This window comes from Actinorhabdospora filicis (assembly GCF_030269765.1).
Taxonomy (GTDB): domain Bacteria; phylum Actinomycetota; class Actinomycetes; order Mycobacteriales; family Micromonosporaceae; genus Actinorhabdospora; species Actinorhabdospora filicis.
Map to the genome: position 1 here is coordinate 242,695 of NZ_BSTX01000004.1, position 14,198 is coordinate 256,892.

The following is a 14,198-nucleotide window of genomic DNA, read 5'->3' on the forward strand; positions in this document are numbered from 1 at the left end:
GGAGGGCGAGGGCGAGGGCGAGGGCGAGGGCGAGGGCGAGGGCGAGGGCGAGGGCGAGGGCGAGGGCGAGGGCGAGGGCGAGGGCGAGGGCGAGGGCGAGGGCGAGGGCGAGGGCGAGGGCGAGGGCGAGGGCGGAAGCGCGCGGTGCCGGAGCCGGTCGCGAGCGATCGTGCGGGACGCAGGGGACCCGCCACGATGCGCGAAGAGATCCGGGCGCAAACGGTCGCGCGAGTGAGATCAGCCTGGACGGCGTGGTGCGCGGCCCGGCGGGTCGTCGGCGCGGCGGCGGGTTCGGTGTGACGGTGGGTTCGGCGCGGCGCCCTACGCCGCGCGCTCTGGTCACGGCATCAGCGTTGGCGGCCTCTCGCGGGCCTCACGGCCCTCCCGGTGGTGCCGACCGCACGCGGCCCGCCGACCGGCCCGCCGAGTGCCGTGCGACGGGATGGCCGTGGCGGAGTAAACGGGGGAGACGCGAGCACGGTGACGGGCCCCGGCGAGGGGATGCCCTCACCCCACCGCGGCGAAGTCGGGGTCGTCGGCGGCGAGTTCGCAGGCCCCGGCGAGTAGCCCCCTCACCCCACCCCCCGCACCGCCTCCATCACCCCACCGGCCCAGCTCCCCCCGAACAGCGTCGTGTGCACCAGCAGCAGGTGCAGCGCGTGCAGCGGTGTCCGCTCGCGCCAGCCGTCGGCGAGTGGCCATTCCTCCTGGTAGGCGTCCATGAGCTCCGCCAGGTGCGGGAGGCCGCCGAAGAGGGTCAGCTGCGCCAGATCGGTCTCGCGGTGGCCGCCATGGGCGGCGGGGTCGATGAGCCAGGCCTTCCCATCGGCTCCCCAGTGGACGTTGCCGGGCCAGAGGTCGCCGTGCAGTCGCGCGATGGGCTCGACGGGGACGTCCGAGAGGCGGGGCAGCACCGATTCGACCGCGGCCACCTGATCGGCGGTCAGGGCGCCGTTGTCGCGGGACGCCTTGAGGTAGGGCTCGATGCGGCGTTCGCGGAACCAGGACGCCCAGTCGGCGCCGGGCGCGTTGTCCTGGGCGGCGAGGCCGATGAAACCGGGCCAGGGCGCGCCATAGGTATGCGCGCCGGAGCGGTGCAGGGACGCCAGGTCGCGCCCGAGGCGGGCGGCGGCCTCCGGCGATGGGGCGCCGGGCTGGATCCACTCCAGCACGAGGACCTCGCGCGCGGCGGCGATGAGCCCGGGGACGGGCGCTTGCGCCTCGGCGAGCCAGCGCAGCCCGGCGGCCTCGGCCTCCAGGATGCCGGGGGGACCGTTCTCCACGAACTTCGCGAACACGTCGCCGCCGTCGTCGAGGGTCAGGCGCTGCGCGACGCCGACCGACCCGCCGGGGACCGGCGTGCACCTGATGCGCTGGTGCTCGATGAACATGGGCACGCGGTGAGGATGCGCGCGCAGGTAGTCGAGGTCCATGGCGTGACGATAGTCCCGCCATTCGCTTCACTCGCGAGGGAGGCGAAGGGTCCCACATCGGGATGAAACAGGGTAGACATGAAACATGGTCGACTCCCAAGCTCAGGTCGTCGTGCGCGGCTACCGGCCCTCCGATCACCTCTCCTGCCGCGCTCTGTGGACCCAGCTCGTCGAGGTCCACAGGGAGCTCTACGACGACCCTTCCTACGGCGGACGCGACCCGGGCGCGGCCTTCGAGGAGTACCTCACCCGCCTCGACCTCACCGGGATGTGGGTCGCCGACGACAGCGTCGCGGGCGTGGTGGGCCTGGTGGGCCTGCTCCTCGACGGGCGCGCGGGCGCCGTCGAACCCGTCATCGTCAAGGTCGGGCACCGGGGAGAGGGCATCGGGCGGGCGCTGCTCGGCCGGGTCGCCTCCGAGGCGAAGAAGAGGGGCCTCACGCACCTCTCGGTCTCCCCGGAGGCCAGGGACGCCCCGGCGATCGCCGCGCTGACCGCGTCCGGCTACACCAACCTCGCGCGCGTCACCCTCACCCTGCCGTTGCGGGACGCAGCGGACGCCGACGCCCCGAAGCTGGACCTGTTCGGTCACGAGCTGCGCTACTGAGCTCCCGCAGCATCCGCAGCGCGTCGGCCGAACCCTCGCCCGGTGCATACGCCACCAGCACCTGCTCCTCGGCGCCGCTGGGACGCAGGGTCTCGTAGCCCAGGTCCAGGTCGCCCACCACCGGGTGGTGGAAGCGGTGGCTGCCGTGCGTCTTGTCGCGGACCTCGTGCACCGCCCACAGCCCCCGGAACTCCGCCGAGCGGATCGACAGCTCTCCCACCAGCGCGGCCAGCTCCGGGTCGCCGGGATGCCGCCCGGCGTCGTTGCGGAGATAGGCCACGGTGTCGGCGGCCTTCAGATCCCAGTCGCGGAACAGCGAACGCGAGGCGGGATCCAGGAAGACGTACCGCGCGAAATTGGGGCGCTCGCCGAAGGAGAAGAGGGCCTCGGCCATCGCGTTCCAGGCCAGGACGTCCACGCGGCGGCCCACGATGTAGGCGGGCACGCCCTCGAAGGTCTCCAGCAGCCTCGCGATGCCCGGCCGCACCGCCTGATCGGCGTCATCGGCACCACCCGGCCGCGCCAGCCGGAACAGGTGCGCCCGCTCGTGCTCGTCGAGCCGCAGGACGCGCGCCACCGCCGCCAGCACCTCCGCCGAGAACCGCAGATCGCGGCCCTGCTCCAAGCGCACGTAATGGTCGACGCTGACCCCGGCGAGCCGCGCGAGCTCCTCACGGCGCAGACCGGGGACGCGGCGCACCCGCCCGTAGTCCGGCAGTCCGAACTCCTCCGGACGCAGCCGCGCCCGGCGCGAGCGCAGGAACTCACCGAGTTGCTCTTTGCGGTCCATGATCCCGAGGATGGCACGCCCCGCACGGCCGTGCCTGGTCACGCCAAGCCCAGGCTTCGCAGGGGCCTGGTTCGGCCCTCAGCGCCGCCGCAGGCTTGGCGGCATGCAGAAGAAGCAGCTCGGAAACAGTGACCTGACCATCTCCCGCGTCGGCTTCGGCGCCTGGGCCATCTCCGGCGCCGACTGGCAGTTCTCCTGGGGCGCCCAGGACGACGCCGACTCCGTCGCCGCCATCCACCGCGCCGTCGAACTCGGCGTCAACTGGATCGACACTGCCGCCGCATATGGCAACGGGCACTCCGAGGAGGTCGTCGGCCGCGCGCTGAGGGCCCTCCCCGAAGCCGACCGCCCCTACGTGTTCACCAAGACCGGCGTCGTGTGGGACGACGGCGACCACTCCAGGCCGGCCCGCAGGCTGATGAGCCGGGCGAGCGTCCGCAAGGAGGTCGAGGAGTCCCTGCGCCGCCTGGACGTCGAGCGCATCGACCTCTACCAGGTGCACTGGCCCGGCGACGGCAAGCTGCTCGTCTGGGGCGCCGACCAGCCCGCCGACGACGCGGACCTGGCCACGCCTCTCGCCGAGTATTGGGCGACGATGCGCGAACTGGTGGACGAGGGCAAGGTTCGCGCGATCGGCCTGTCCAACCACTCGCGTGAGCAGATCGCCGAGGCGGAGAAGGTCGCCCACGTGGACGCCTCCCAGCCGCCCTTCTCGGCGCTGGAGCGCGGCTACGCCGAGGACATCGCCTGGAGCGAGGGCAACGGCACTGGCGTCATCGTCTACTCGCCGATGGCCTCGGGCCTGCTCACCGGCGCCTTCGACGCCGCACGCGTGGCGGCACTGCCGGTGGACGACTGGCGCCGCGCGGCCCCCGACTTCACCGACCGCCTCGACGCCAACCTCGCGGTGGCCGGCGCGCTCGCCCGCGTCGCCGGGCGGCACGGGGTGTCGACGGCCGCCGCGGCGGTGGCGTGGACGCTGGCGTGGCCGGGCCTGACCGGCGCGATCGTGGGCGCGCGGAAGGCGTCCCAGGTGGACGGATGGGTCGCCGCGGCCAATCTGCGGCTGACGGCGGAGGACCTGGACGAGGTGGCGGCGGTGCTGCGCGCGACCGGCGCGGGCGTGGGCCCGGTCCGTCCATAAGCGACGCCCCCCGAAGATTCCGCCCGGCACGCGGAAACTTCGGGGGGCGTCATCCCCTCGGCATGGCTTCTGTGGGGGCGCGGCGTCAGCGCCTCCGGCGGTCTGGGAGACAAACCAGGTCCGGCATACCTGGAAACCGCCGGAAGCGCCGACGGACCCCGCCATTGGGGTTAGGGGGTGGTCGGTGTGCGCCCGGTGGATGAGGTGACTCCCCGTCCGCCGCGTCCTTCTCTTGTGGAGGGTGACGCGCGGAAAGGCGGTTCAGGGAGTCTCATGGATCCTCCGTGGCGTGAGGGGTTTCCGAGACCGATACTTCAGCAGTGCGCGCCGGAAGGGAATACGTGGGGCGAAGGACGACGGGTTTCCGCCACAACGAGTGATGTTGTCCTGGCTGCACTGTGCGAAACCCGGCGTTGCTCCATAATGGACGCCCAGCTCAGGGTGGGTGCGAGGTGGCGACCGGGGGAGGACAAGCTCCCGGACGCCCGTCACTCTGTGGTGCGGATCACCGGAGCGTGCGGCGGCGAACACGAACGGGCCCGGCCCGTCGGGTGACGGACCGGGCCCTGCCGGGGGTGAGGAGGTTCTAGTAGACCTTCGAGCCGATCCAGTCGTCGTGCCCGTAGCCGGCCGGGTTCGCGTAGGAGCGCGCGGCGAGCTGGAAGTCGGTGCGCGCCGCCGAGCAGGACGCCAGCTCCAGCACCGAACCATCGCCCGCGCCGGACAGCGACAGGCACAGGTCGGCGCGGCCCTGCGGGTGGATCTTCGTGCCGTCCAGGGTGAACTTCTGGTTGGCGCCGCCGTGGCAGTTCCACAGGATCAGGTCGGTGCCCGCGGCGACGTTGCCGCCCTTGACGTCGGCGCAGCGGTCCTGGGACAGCTCGACGTGCAGGGAGCCGCGCGTCGCGTCGTACCAGAAGCCCTGGTTGCGGCCGCCGTGGCAGGTCCACGACACCAGGCGGGTGTCATTGCGCGAGTTGTAGCCCTCGGCGTCCACGCACTGGCCGGTGGACGACTTCAGGTCCTTGAAATCGAAGAACCCGCCGTAGAGGGTGGCGTGGCCGGTGCTGGCCGGGTCGACGCACGTGGCGCGCGCCAGGCCGGTGTTCCACATCTGCGTCATGCACTCGGCGAAGGCGCCGTGGCCTCGGTAGTTGGGGTGCAGGGACTGCCGGAACGCGTGCTCGCTGGGCAGCAGCGCGGTCTCCACGTAGACGCCGCGCGCCCACGTGTCGTCCTCGCACACCCCGTGCCCGTCGAACAGGCGCGAGGCGTCCAGGAACCGCACGCCCTTGGCCAGCGCGGCATCCCGGACGCCCCGCCCGAACAGCGGGACGGCCTTGTTGCGCGCGAACGCGGCGTCGGCGAGGTAGAGCGTGCAGCCGCCGGAGTACCAGCCCGGGAAGTTCGGGTTGTCCTCCACGTCGGGGCTGCCGGGGCTCGGGTAGTTCATGACCACCAGCTCGTAGTCGCCGCCGAGGTAGCCGGCGTCGCTCATGGTCTGCCGCACCGAGTCGATCGTGCCCTCGACCCCGGCACGCGTGACGGCGACCTTCGCCGCCCACGTGTCGGTGTAGGTCGGCCAGCACGGGCCCTGGAACAGGATCCGGCGCTTGGCGCAGTCGGTGGCGACGGGACCGAACTCGATGCCGCCGGAGTCGTTGGCGCCGATGACGATCCACACCAGCCGCAGCCTCGTGTTGCGGGCCTTGATGGCGAGGTTGTCGCCCTGGTTCAGCTCGTTCCACTGGTGCTGGCCGGAGCCGTAGCGCAGGTGCGGGCTCGCCGCGCCCGAGCAGGCCACGTTGTAGCGGACGTCGGCGGGGATCTGGACGCGGAAGACCGCCTGGTCCAGCGAGCGGTCGCAGTAGTTGCCGGACACGTGTGTGCCCGGCTCGTAGTTGCCGACGCCCTCACCGGAGATCTCGGAGTCGCCCATCGTGATCAGCGCGGTCTTGCGCGACTCGAAGGGGCGGATCGCCGGGTCGCCGTAGAGGGCGGTGGCCTCGGCGGCGCGGACGCTCTCCAGGTTCGCCGGCAGCGGCGTGGGATCGGGACGTGCGGCGGCCTGGGCCGGGGCGGCCGTCGCGAGGGCGGTGAGTCCGAGTAAGGCGGTCGCTAAGACGGAGGTGAGGCGGATCCGTAACGGACGATGCGATGGGGACATCTCGTCTCCTTACCGGTCGGTAGGCCGAGGCTATCGCTACCCACGGGTAATGGGGAAGGGCCGGAGGCCGGGAAAGGCGGCGTCCCGGGTGTTTTCCCGGGACGCCGCGTGTGTGGTTGCTGGTTCGGTCAAGGGCTCACCTCCTCATCGGGCCGATCCGGAAGGCCCGCGCCAGGATCAGCGCCAGGCCGCCCGCCGCCAGGAGCACCAGGCCGATGACGGCCAGGGTCCCCGTCGCCGAACCGGTGACCGGCAGTGAGGTGCCGGACGGGGTCGGCGAGCTCGGCGAGGCGATCGGGGCGGAGAACGGAGCCGAGGACGGGGTGGGGCTCGGCGGCGTGGTCACGGCCATCGGGGCCGCGGGTGGGACGACCACCGGCGGGACCACGGGCGGGACCATCGCCTCGGGCGGACCCGCGGGAGGCGGGTTCTCGGCGGGTGGGGTGTCAGGGGGTGGGTTGTCGCACGGCGGGTTCTCGCACTCCGGCGGCGGGTTCTCACAGTCCGGCGGTGGGTTCTCGCACGGCGGGTTCTCACACGGCGGCGGTGGAGGTGGCGGAGGCGGCGGCGGTGTGCCGGGGCCTCCCGGGCAGGTGTGCGTCAGCTGGAACTCGCCCTGCGGCGTCGAGCCGGTGATCAGCGCCTCGGCCCCGGACAGCGTCCAGCCGGACGGCGTGTAGATCACGCCCTTCAGGTTGGCCTGGCCCTGGCCCGTGGTGATGAACTGGCTGACCGTGCCGTTGGCGCCGAAGGACGCTTCGAGCTGCACCCATTGCGCGTCATTGCCCGGCAGCACGAACACCCATCCGTCCTCACCGGCCATGGTCACGCCCGAGCAGTCACTCGTCCCGCCCACGTAGGAGGGATCGGTCGCGGTGGCGCCGATGTGGCCCTCGTTGATGTCGATGTGGGTCTCACCGGGACCGGGTGCGGGAAGCAGCGCGGCCATGACGCCGGGCGGCTCCTCGTCGGCGTCCTTCTCCTTCTTCTTCTCTTTGTCGTCCTTGCCGGGTTTCTCATCGGTCGCGGGTGGTGCTTCGGCCAGTGGGGCGTCGGCCGGAGCCTCGGCCTCGGGTGGGATCAGCGGGTCCTCGGCGTGGGGTCCGGCGTTCTCACTGTTGCCGGGTCCGTCGGCCGATTCACCGTTCTCCGTGCCCTGCGAACTCTCCGGCGGCCCGGCGTTCTCACTGTTCCCCGGCATGTCGGGCGGGGCGGGCGGCTCTACTACGGGCGGCGTCCACTCCGGCGGTGCCACCGGCTCTTCGGGTGGCACGGGTGGTGCCGGGTCGTCGGCGTGCCCCGGAGCGTCGGCGGAGTGGCCGTGCTCTTCCTTCGGTGGATCCACCTGCACGACCGCGGGTGGATCGTCCTTCCCTTTGTCCTTGTCCTTCTCGGACGCGGCCCAGGCCGCCGATGGCCCGGCGAACATCGCCACGGCCATCCCTACGGCGGTCAGACCGCTCAGCACTGTCTTACGCATGACTCCCCCCGAGGGAGGGTGATTTACCGATCGGCGTGCGGATGCGCGTCGACGCCTAGAAGGTCATGCGTACGGGTTCGGGCACCGAGTGCTGCGGTCCTCCTGGGGGAGCCATTGGCGCCTTTGGTGCGGACGCCCGGCAGTGTTCGCAGTTCACTGTCCTGGAAGAGGGCGATGTCCTTAAACGGGATTGTACTCCCGAGGCCGACAATCGCGATCAATCACGCGAATCGCCTTCGTGTTCGGCGTGGACGGCGGACGCCGCCCGGGCGCGCGCGGTCCAGCGGCGTGCGGCGGGAGCCGTCCCCGTCCTGGGGCAGGCGCGCGGTCCTCACGACTCACCGCCGGTGGGGCGTCGGCGGGAGCGCGGGAGGCCGATGATGGGGAAGTCCCAGTTGCGCAGGGCTAAGGCCGCCTCGGCGATCGACTGCAGCGGGCGCCGGAACGTCCGGGCCAGGGCCGCCTCCAGCCGCCAGGCGTGCCGGTTGTGCAGGGCCTTGATCCAGAAGCGGTGCCGCTCCTCGGCGTAGGTGAAGGCGACCTCGATGCCCGCCGACGGGTCGGTCGACCACTTCACGTCGGTCAGCTCCGACAAGGGCGCGTCCACCGACAGCCGGACCCGGTTCAGCAGCTTCGACTGGCGCGTCATGACCAGCCGGCGTTTGGAGAGCATGAGCAGGAACTCGCCCGGGAAGCCGCCGCCGGCCCGCAGGCACGGCGTGAGCATGAGAACCTCGTCGTCGGAGCGGATGTTGCGGCGCAGGCTCGGTACGTGCCTGCTGAGGGTGATCGTCGCCAGGCCGGACTCGGCCGAGGCCGCCAGAAGCGTGCGCGAGAACCTGTCCATGTGTTCCCCCCGGAGTCGGGTGACGGAATGCTGACACCTGACTAACGGCGTGGCGGGCAGATGAGTAACGCTCAGTTGTGGCAGGACGGACACAGTGTGCGACTCGGGGGCCGGGCGGCGGCTCGCTAGATTGACGTGATGGAGATTCACGTCACTGTGGACGATGACCCGCAGGCCCTCGGCAGCCTCTACGCGCAGTGGCTCGCCAAGGACCCCGGCGTCCGGCGCGGCGGCCCCCTCGAAACCCGGTACGCGCAGCTCGGGCCCGGTGAGATGGGCGGGCCGCTGGAGACGGTCGTGCAGGTCGTGGGCGTGGCCGGGGCGCTGGTCACCATGCTCACCTCGATCGTGACCGTCGCGCTCACCTGGCGCGGCACGCGCCGGGACGGGGTGAAGGCCCGCGTGGCGGTGGTGCGGCCGGACGGGACGAGTGTCGAGATCACCGGCGAGACGCCCCAGGCGGTCGCGGCGCAGGTGAAGGCGCTGGGCCTGCTGGAGTAGGGCGGTACGCCCGGGTGTGACCGGCGTGATCACCCAAAAGCACCGGCCCGCCCATCCGGGCGGGCCGATTCGGCGATGATGGTCGGGTGGAGCCCTATCCGCCCGGCTGGCACTGCGCGCCCCACGGCTGCACCCAGCACCAGTACCACCACGGGAACTCGATGTACGTCGGGTCGTCGGTGGGCCACGCGGTGGGCCCGCCGTCCTCCGTCGGCCACGGCGTCGGCCAGTTCGGCGAGGTCGGGGCCGTGGGGAACAGCGGCGACGAGGACTGCGGCGGGGGCGTCTTCGAGGTCTCGGGCGTGGGCTCGCGGGTCGGGTCGGTCGGGCTGGGCGTGGGCGCGGGCCGCGAGGTCTCGGGCGGGACCGGCGCGTCCGTGGGGTCGGGCGAGGCGTCGAGCGTGTCGGGTGGGCTGGTGGGCGTCACCCCGGTGGGTGGCTCGCCGGCGCCGGCGAGCATGGGTTCGGGCGCGGCGGAGCCCGTGCCGTCGTCGTTGACCGAGGCCGCCCCCACGGCGACGATCACCGCCATCATGAGTGAGGCCACGGTGACCAGACCAGCGGTCGCCACCGTGTTCCTAGAGAGCCATCTGTGCTTGCCGGCCATTCGGGACCCCCGTTGCCATCCGCGGTCCGCGCTCCCGGAGCGAACCGCACTATCACGCGCGTCCGCTACCAGACTGACGCACACCTACGACATTGGCGACCGCGTATGCGATGTCGCGCAGCGTAATCGTACGAACGTGCAGGGTAAAGGCGGCCATCAGGGCGTGTCGACCTTCCCAGACTCTGGAATGCTGTGGGTCATCCCCAAGGAGTGGACCACTGGTCGGTCACGGTGATCCCGCTTGATCGACACAGATGAGGGAGGAAAGCAGATGGTCAACGGCGAACGCGGCCCCCGCGCCACCAAGAGTGGCGGGACCACGCGAACCGCGGCTAAGAAGCCTGCGGCGCCGCGCAAGAAGGCAACCACCGATCGCAGCGTCGCGAACGGGACAGATCCCGCGTTCGTGCAGCTGCTGACCCCCGAAGGAGACCGGGTCGAACACCCGGACTACTCCGTCGATTTCACCGATCAGGAGTACCGCGACCTCTACCGCGACCTGGTCATCGTCCGCCGCCTGGACACCGAGGGCACGACGCTCCAGCGTCAGGGCCAGCTCGGCATCTGGGCCAGCCTGAACGGCCAGGAGGCCGCGCAGATCGGTTCCGGCCGCGCCCTGGCGCAGCAGGACATGGTCTTCCCGACCTACCGCGAGCACGGCGTCCTGTGGTGTCGCGACATCGACCCGATCATGCCGTTCGGCCTGTTCCGGGGCGTTGACCTGGGCGGCTGGGACTCCCGCAAGTACAAATTCAACATGTACACGATCGTGATCGGCGCCCAGACGCTGCACGCGACCGGTTACGCCATGGGCGTCAAGCTCGACGGCAAGATGGGCACCGACGACGGCGAGGCCGTCATCGCCTACTTCGGCGACGGCGCCATCAGCCAGGGCGACGTGAACGAGGCCTTCGTCTACGCCGCCGCCTACGACGCCCCCGTCGTGTTCTTCTGCCAGAACAACCAGTACGCGATCTCCGTACCGGTGCACAAGCAGGCCAAGGCGCCGCTGTTCGAGCGCGCGTCCGGCTTCGGGTTCCCCGGCGTCCGCGTCGACGGGAACGACGTCCTGGCGACCTACGCGGTCACCAAGGACGCCCTCGACCGCGCGCGGCACGGCGAGGGTCCCGGCCTCATCGAGGCCTACACGTACCGCATGGCCGCGCACACCACCACTGACGACCCGACCCGTTACCGCGACCGGTCCGAGGAAGACGCCTGGCGCCTGAAGGACCCCCTGTCCCGCATGAAGGCCTTCCTGGAGAAGCAGGGCCTGGCCGACGAGGACTACTTCGCCGAGCTGACCGCCGAGGCCGACCGGTACGCCCTCGACCTGCGCGAGCGCGTCCTGTCCATGCCGGAGCCGGACCCGTCCTCGATCTTCGACCACGTGTACCCGAACGGTTCGCCGCTGATCGACGAGCAGCGCGCCGAGTTCCTGGCCTACCACGCGTCTTTTGAGGGGAGCGGTCACTGATGAGCCAGACGTCGACCATTGGCAAGGCGATCAACCTCGGCCTGCGCCGCGCCCTTGAGGACGACCCGAAGGTCGTGCTGATGGGTGAGGACATCGGCCGCCTCGGTGGTGTGTTCCGGGTCACCGACGCCTTGCAGAAGGACTTCGGCGAGGACCGCGTCATCGACACCCCGCTGGCCGAGTCCGGCATCGTCGGCACCGCCGTCGGCCTCGCCATGCGCGGCTACCGCCCGGTGTGCGAGATCCAGTTCGACGGTTTCGTCTACCCGGCCTTCGACCAGATCGTGTGCCAGGTCGCCAAGATGCACAACCGGTCCCTGGGCACCATCCCGATGCCGATCGTCATCCGCATCCCCTGGGGCGGCGGCATCGGCGCGGTCGAGCACCACTCGGAGTCGCCCGAGGCGTACTTCTGCCACACCGCGGGCCTGAAGGTCCTCGCGCCGTCCAACCCCAACGACGCCTACTGGATGATCCAGCAGGCGATCGCCTCGGACGACCCGATCATCTTCTTCGAGCCCAAGCGGCGCTACCACGAGAAGGGCGAGATCGACACCGACCTCGGCCTGGCCGGCGCGTACCCCCTGCACGCCAGCCGCGTGGCCCGTCCCGGCTCCGACGTCACCGTGGTCGCCTACGGCCCGATGGTGCGGACCTGCCTCGACGCGGCCGTGGCCGCCGAGGCCGACGGACGGTCCCTGGAGGTCATCGACATGCGCACCCTGTCGCCGCTCGACATGGGCCCGGTCTACGAGTCGGTCCGGCGCACCGGCCGCCTCGTGATCGCCCACGAGGCCCCCGGCAACGTCGGTCTCGGCGCGGAGATCGCCACCCGGGTCATGCAGGAGTGCTTCTACTCGCTGGAGGCGCCCGTCCTGCGCGTGACCGGGTACGACACCCCGTACCCGCAGTCGCGGCTGGAGGAGGAGTTCCTGCCCGACCTGGACCGGGTGCTCGACGCCGTCGACCGCACCTTCGCCTACTAGGAGCCCCGCAGATGTCACGTTTGAAGCAGTTCATCCTGCCCGACCTGGCCGAGGGCCTGACCGAGGCGGAGATCCTGCAGTGGCTGGTCTCGGTCGGTGACACGATCGAGCTGAACCAGCCCTTCGTGGAGGTCGAGACGGCCAAGTCCGCGGTGGAGATCCCCTCTCCGTACGTGGGTGTGGTGACCGAGATCCTGCACGAGGCGGGGACGACGGTCGACGTCGGTTCGCCGATCATCACCATCGACACCGAGCCGGGCGCTCCCGCTGAGGCGGCCCCCGCGGCTCCGGCCCCGGCGGCCGTGGCCGAGTCGAACGGTGGCGCCAAGATCGGCGAGACCACCGCCGACGGGCGCACCGCCGTCCTCGTCGGCTACGGCGCCAAGGCGCCGACGACCGTGCGCCGCGCGCGCAAGGGCGCCCCCGCGCCCGCACCGGCCGTCCCGGCGCCCGTCGCACCGGCGCCGGTCGTGGCCGCGCCCGTCGCCCCGGTCGCGCCCGTGGCGTCCGGCGGCCCGGCGCTGGCGAAGCCGCCCGTCCGCAAGCTCGCCAAGGACCTCGGCGTCGACCTGCACGCGCTGGTCGGTACCGGGCCGAACGGGTCGATCACGCGCGAGGACGTCACGGGGGCCGTGGCTCCCGTCGCCGCTCCCGTCGCTGTTGCTGTCGCTGTCGCCGAGCCGGTCGCGGTGGTGGCGTCCGAGGGCGACCAGCGCATCCCGGTCAAGGGCGTCCGCAAGCTGACCGCCGAGAACATGGTGGCCAGCGCGTTCAGCGCGCCGCACGTGACCGAGTTCCTCACCGTCGACGCCACGCGCCTGCTCAAGACCGTGGCGAAGATGAAGGAGTCGAAGGAGTTCGACGGCGTCCGCGTCGGGCCCCTCGCACTGCTGGCGAAGGGCGTCCTGCTGGCCCTGAAGCGTCACCCGATGGTCAACTCGTCGTGGGACGAGGCGGCGCAGGAGATCGTGGTGAAGAAGCACGTCAACCTGGGCATCGCCGCGGCGACCCCGCGCGGGCTGATCGTGCCGAACATCAAGGCCGCCGAGACCCTCTCCACGCGAGAGCTCTCCGAGGCCCTGGTGTCGCTGACCTCGACGGCCCGCGACGGCAAGACCCCGCCCGCCGACATGACCGGCGGCAGCTTCACGATCACCAACGTCGGCGTCTTCGGCGTCGACACCGGCACGCCGATCCTGCCCCCGGGCGAGGCGGCGATCCTGGCCTTCGGCGCCATCCGCGAGATGCCGTGGGTCCACAAGGGCAAGGTCGTCCCGCGCCACGTGACGACCCTCGGACTGTCCTTCGACCACCGCATCATCGACGGCGAGCTCGGCTCGAAGTTCCTGGCCGACCTCGGCCGCTTCGTGCAGAACCCGCAGGAGATGCTGCTGGCGTGGGCTTAAGGTTCTTCGGTTGGTGAGCCGACTCACCTGATAATCGATGGAATTCCCCCGGGGTTTGCGGTGTTATTGAAGGCGAGACCAAGAGGACACCGACGATCCTGGGGGAAGAGTGAACACCGACCGCAAGAAGCTCAAGGCCGAACGACTTCACCGTCGCGCCCTCGACCGCGCCGCCGCGCGCGCGTCGGTGCGCAGCACGCATCAGGAGATGCTGATGTGGCGCGCACACATGGGTGTGTGAGGTGGTGAGAGTGAGACCCGTCGCCGGGAGGCGACGGGTCTTTTTTGTTTTGGGGGTGGGGGCGTGATCGGACGTGGGGGCGCGGCGTGGGGCGGCTTGTGGCGTGGTGAGGCGCGGGGTGCGGGGGATGGCGGGCTGAGGGCGGGCTGAGGGGGCGAGGCGCATGGTGGCGGTGGTGGGGGTGCGCGGCGGCTGGAGCCGCTGGGGCGGAGGCGCCGGGTGGCCGGAGGCTGTCGGTGCCGTGCCGTGCCGTGCCATGCCATGCCAGGCGGTGGCGGGGCAGGGCGTGAGGGCGACGCGTGCGCGGCAGCTAGCCGGCCGAGGGACTTTCGCGTGTGGCTCTGTTGGTGGGGGCCCAGAGCCCGCCCCGCTGGGGCGAACGTAACCGGGGCCACGCGTGGCCTGTCAAACGGTTGATTCGCGAACCTGTGGATAACAGGTCGATTGTGGATAGCTTCGGGCTGAAAGGACGCTGGCGGATTCGGCGCAGCCGGCCCATGCTCCGTTGTCGC

The 14,198-nt window shown here is 71.4% G+C and carries 14 protein-coding genes; 7 read left to right on the forward strand and 7 right to left on the reverse strand.

Annotated features, from left to right (window positions below):
- On the reverse strand, positions 1-343 hold a 343-nt coding region (locus QSK10_RS26085; RefSeq protein ID WP_285665677.1), incomplete at its 3' end, for a hypothetical protein.
- Between the two features lie 229 nt (positions 344-572).
- A complete protein-coding gene (locus tag QSK10_RS26090) occupies positions 573-1,433 on the reverse strand; it encodes a fructosamine kinase family protein (RefSeq protein WP_285665679.1) in 861 nt (286 codons plus the stop codon).
- Between the two features lie 85 nt (positions 1,434-1,518).
- Here QSK10_RS26090 and QSK10_RS26095 point away from each other — a divergent pair, with 85 nt between their 5' ends.
- The gene (locus QSK10_RS26095; RefSeq protein ID WP_285665680.1) at positions 1,519-2,040 is read left to right on the forward strand and encodes a GNAT family N-acetyltransferase; all 522 of its coding nucleotides are present in this window, start codon (positions 1,519-1,521) and stop codon (positions 2,038-2,040) included.
- On the opposite strand, the gene QSK10_RS26100 is transcribed toward QSK10_RS26095, so the two are convergent.
- The gene (locus QSK10_RS26100; protein WP_285665682.1) at positions 1,964-2,830 is read right to left on the reverse strand and encodes a helix-turn-helix transcriptional regulator; all 867 of its coding nucleotides are present in this window, start codon (positions 2,828-2,830) and stop codon (positions 1,964-1,966) included. The two genes, QSK10_RS26095 and QSK10_RS26100, sit on opposite strands and share 77 nt — an antisense overlap.
- Positions 2,831-2,933: 103 nt before the next feature.
- Here QSK10_RS26100 and QSK10_RS26105 point away from each other — a divergent pair, with 103 nt between their 5' ends.
- On the forward strand, positions 2,934-3,974 hold the full coding sequence (locus QSK10_RS26105) for an aldo/keto reductase (protein WP_285665683.1): 1,041 nt from the start codon (positions 2,934-2,936) through the stop codon (positions 3,972-3,974).
- Positions 3,975-4,560: 586 nt separating this feature from the next.
- Here the strand turns inward: QSK10_RS26105 and QSK10_RS26110 are convergent.
- From QSK10_RS26110 to QSK10_RS26120, 3 genes are all read right to left on the reverse strand, one after another.
- Positions 4,561-6,141 (reverse strand): ricin-type beta-trefoil lectin domain protein, encoded by a 1,581-nt coding sequence (locus QSK10_RS26110; protein ID WP_285665684.1) that lies wholly within the window; start codon positions 6,139-6,141, stop codon positions 4,561-4,563.
- A gap of 136 nt (positions 6,142-6,277) precedes the next feature.
- Positions 6,278-7,621 carry a hypothetical protein gene (locus tag QSK10_RS26115; protein WP_285665686.1) on the reverse strand — a complete coding sequence of 448 codons (1,344 nt, stop codon included), beginning with the start codon at positions 7,619-7,621 and terminating at the stop codon, positions 6,278-6,280.
- A 331-nt stretch (positions 7,622-7,952) separates the two neighbouring features.
- Positions 7,953-8,468, reverse strand: a complete 516-nt coding sequence (locus QSK10_RS26120) for a hypothetical protein (protein ID WP_285665688.1) — start codon at positions 8,466-8,468, stop codon at positions 7,953-7,955.
- Positions 8,469-8,606: 138 nt separating this feature from the next.
- Here QSK10_RS26120 and QSK10_RS26125 point away from each other — a divergent pair, with 138 nt between their 5' ends.
- A complete protein-coding gene (locus QSK10_RS26125; RefSeq protein ID WP_285665690.1) occupies positions 8,607-8,969 on the forward strand; it encodes an effector-associated constant component EACC1 in 363 nt (120 codons plus the stop codon).
- A 94-nt stretch (positions 8,970-9,063) separates the two neighbouring features.
- Here QSK10_RS26125 and QSK10_RS26130 read toward each other — a convergent pair whose 3' ends face one another.
- Positions 9,064-9,540: a hypothetical protein gene (locus QSK10_RS26130; protein WP_285665692.1), complete on the reverse strand. Its 477-nt coding sequence runs from the start codon at positions 9,538-9,540 to the stop codon at positions 9,064-9,066.
- Between the two features lie 307 nt (positions 9,541-9,847).
- On the opposite strand from QSK10_RS26130, the gene pdhA reads away from it, so the two are divergent.
- From pdhA to QSK10_RS26150, 4 genes are all read left to right on the forward strand, one after another.
- Positions 9,848-11,053, forward strand: a complete 1,206-nt coding sequence (gene pdhA / locus QSK10_RS26135; RefSeq protein WP_285666437.1) for a pyruvate dehydrogenase (acetyl-transferring) E1 component subunit alpha — start codon at positions 9,848-9,850, stop codon at positions 11,051-11,053.
- Positions 11,053-12,039 (forward strand): alpha-ketoacid dehydrogenase subunit beta, encoded by a 987-nt coding sequence (locus QSK10_RS26140; RefSeq protein WP_432705368.1) that lies wholly within the window; start codon positions 11,053-11,055, stop codon positions 12,037-12,039. The genes pdhA and QSK10_RS26140 overlap by 1 nt, the downstream gene beginning before the upstream one ends.
- A gap of 11 nt (positions 12,040-12,050) precedes the next feature.
- The gene (locus QSK10_RS26145; RefSeq protein ID WP_285665693.1) at positions 12,051-13,445 is read left to right on the forward strand and encodes a dihydrolipoamide acetyltransferase family protein; all 1,395 of its coding nucleotides are present in this window, start codon (positions 12,051-12,053) and stop codon (positions 13,443-13,445) included.
- A 109-nt stretch (positions 13,446-13,554) separates the two neighbouring features.
- Entirely contained in the window at positions 13,555-13,686 is a 132-nt protein-coding gene (locus tag QSK10_RS26150; RefSeq protein ID WP_285665694.1) for a hypothetical protein, read from the forward strand.
- Positions 13,687-14,198: the final 512 nt, after the last annotated feature.

Bases quoted from the DNA above. Each gene is read 5' to 3' on its own strand.
- QSK10_RS26090 (WP_285665679.1), bottom strand. From the start codon at position 1,433: ATGGACCTCGACTACCTGCGCGCGCATCCTCACCGCGTGCCCATGTTC.
- QSK10_RS26095 (WP_285665680.1), top strand. From the start codon at position 1,519: ATGGTCGACTCCCAAGCTCAGGTCGTCGTGCGCGGCTACCGGCCCTCC.
- QSK10_RS26100 (WP_285665682.1), bottom strand. From the start codon at position 2,830: ATGGACCGCAAAGAGCAACTCGGTGAGTTCCTGCGCTCGCGCCGGGCG.
- QSK10_RS26105 (WP_285665683.1), top strand. From the start codon at position 2,934: ATGCAGAAGAAGCAGCTCGGAAACAGTGACCTGACCATCTCCCGCGTC.
- QSK10_RS26110 (WP_285665684.1), bottom strand. From the start codon at position 6,141: ATGTCCCCATCGCATCGTCCGTTACGGATCCGCCTCACCTCCGTCTTA.
- QSK10_RS26115 (WP_285665686.1), bottom strand. From the start codon at position 7,621: ATGCGTAAGACAGTGCTGAGCGGTCTGACCGCCGTAGGGATGGCCGTG.
- QSK10_RS26120 (WP_285665688.1), bottom strand. From the start codon at position 8,468: ATGGACAGGTTCTCGCGCACGCTTCTGGCGGCCTCGGCCGAGTCCGGC.
- QSK10_RS26125 (WP_285665690.1), top strand. From the start codon at position 8,607: ATGGAGATTCACGTCACTGTGGACGATGACCCGCAGGCCCTCGGCAGC.
- pdhA (WP_285666437.1), top strand. From the start codon at position 9,848: ATGGTCAACGGCGAACGCGGCCCCCGCGCCACCAAGAGTGGCGGGACC.
- QSK10_RS26140 (WP_432705368.1), top strand. From the start codon at position 11,053: ATGAGCCAGACGTCGACCATTGGCAAGGCGATCAACCTCGGCCTGCGC.
- QSK10_RS26145 (WP_285665693.1), top strand. From the start codon at position 12,051: ATGTCACGTTTGAAGCAGTTCATCCTGCCCGACCTGGCCGAGGGCCTG.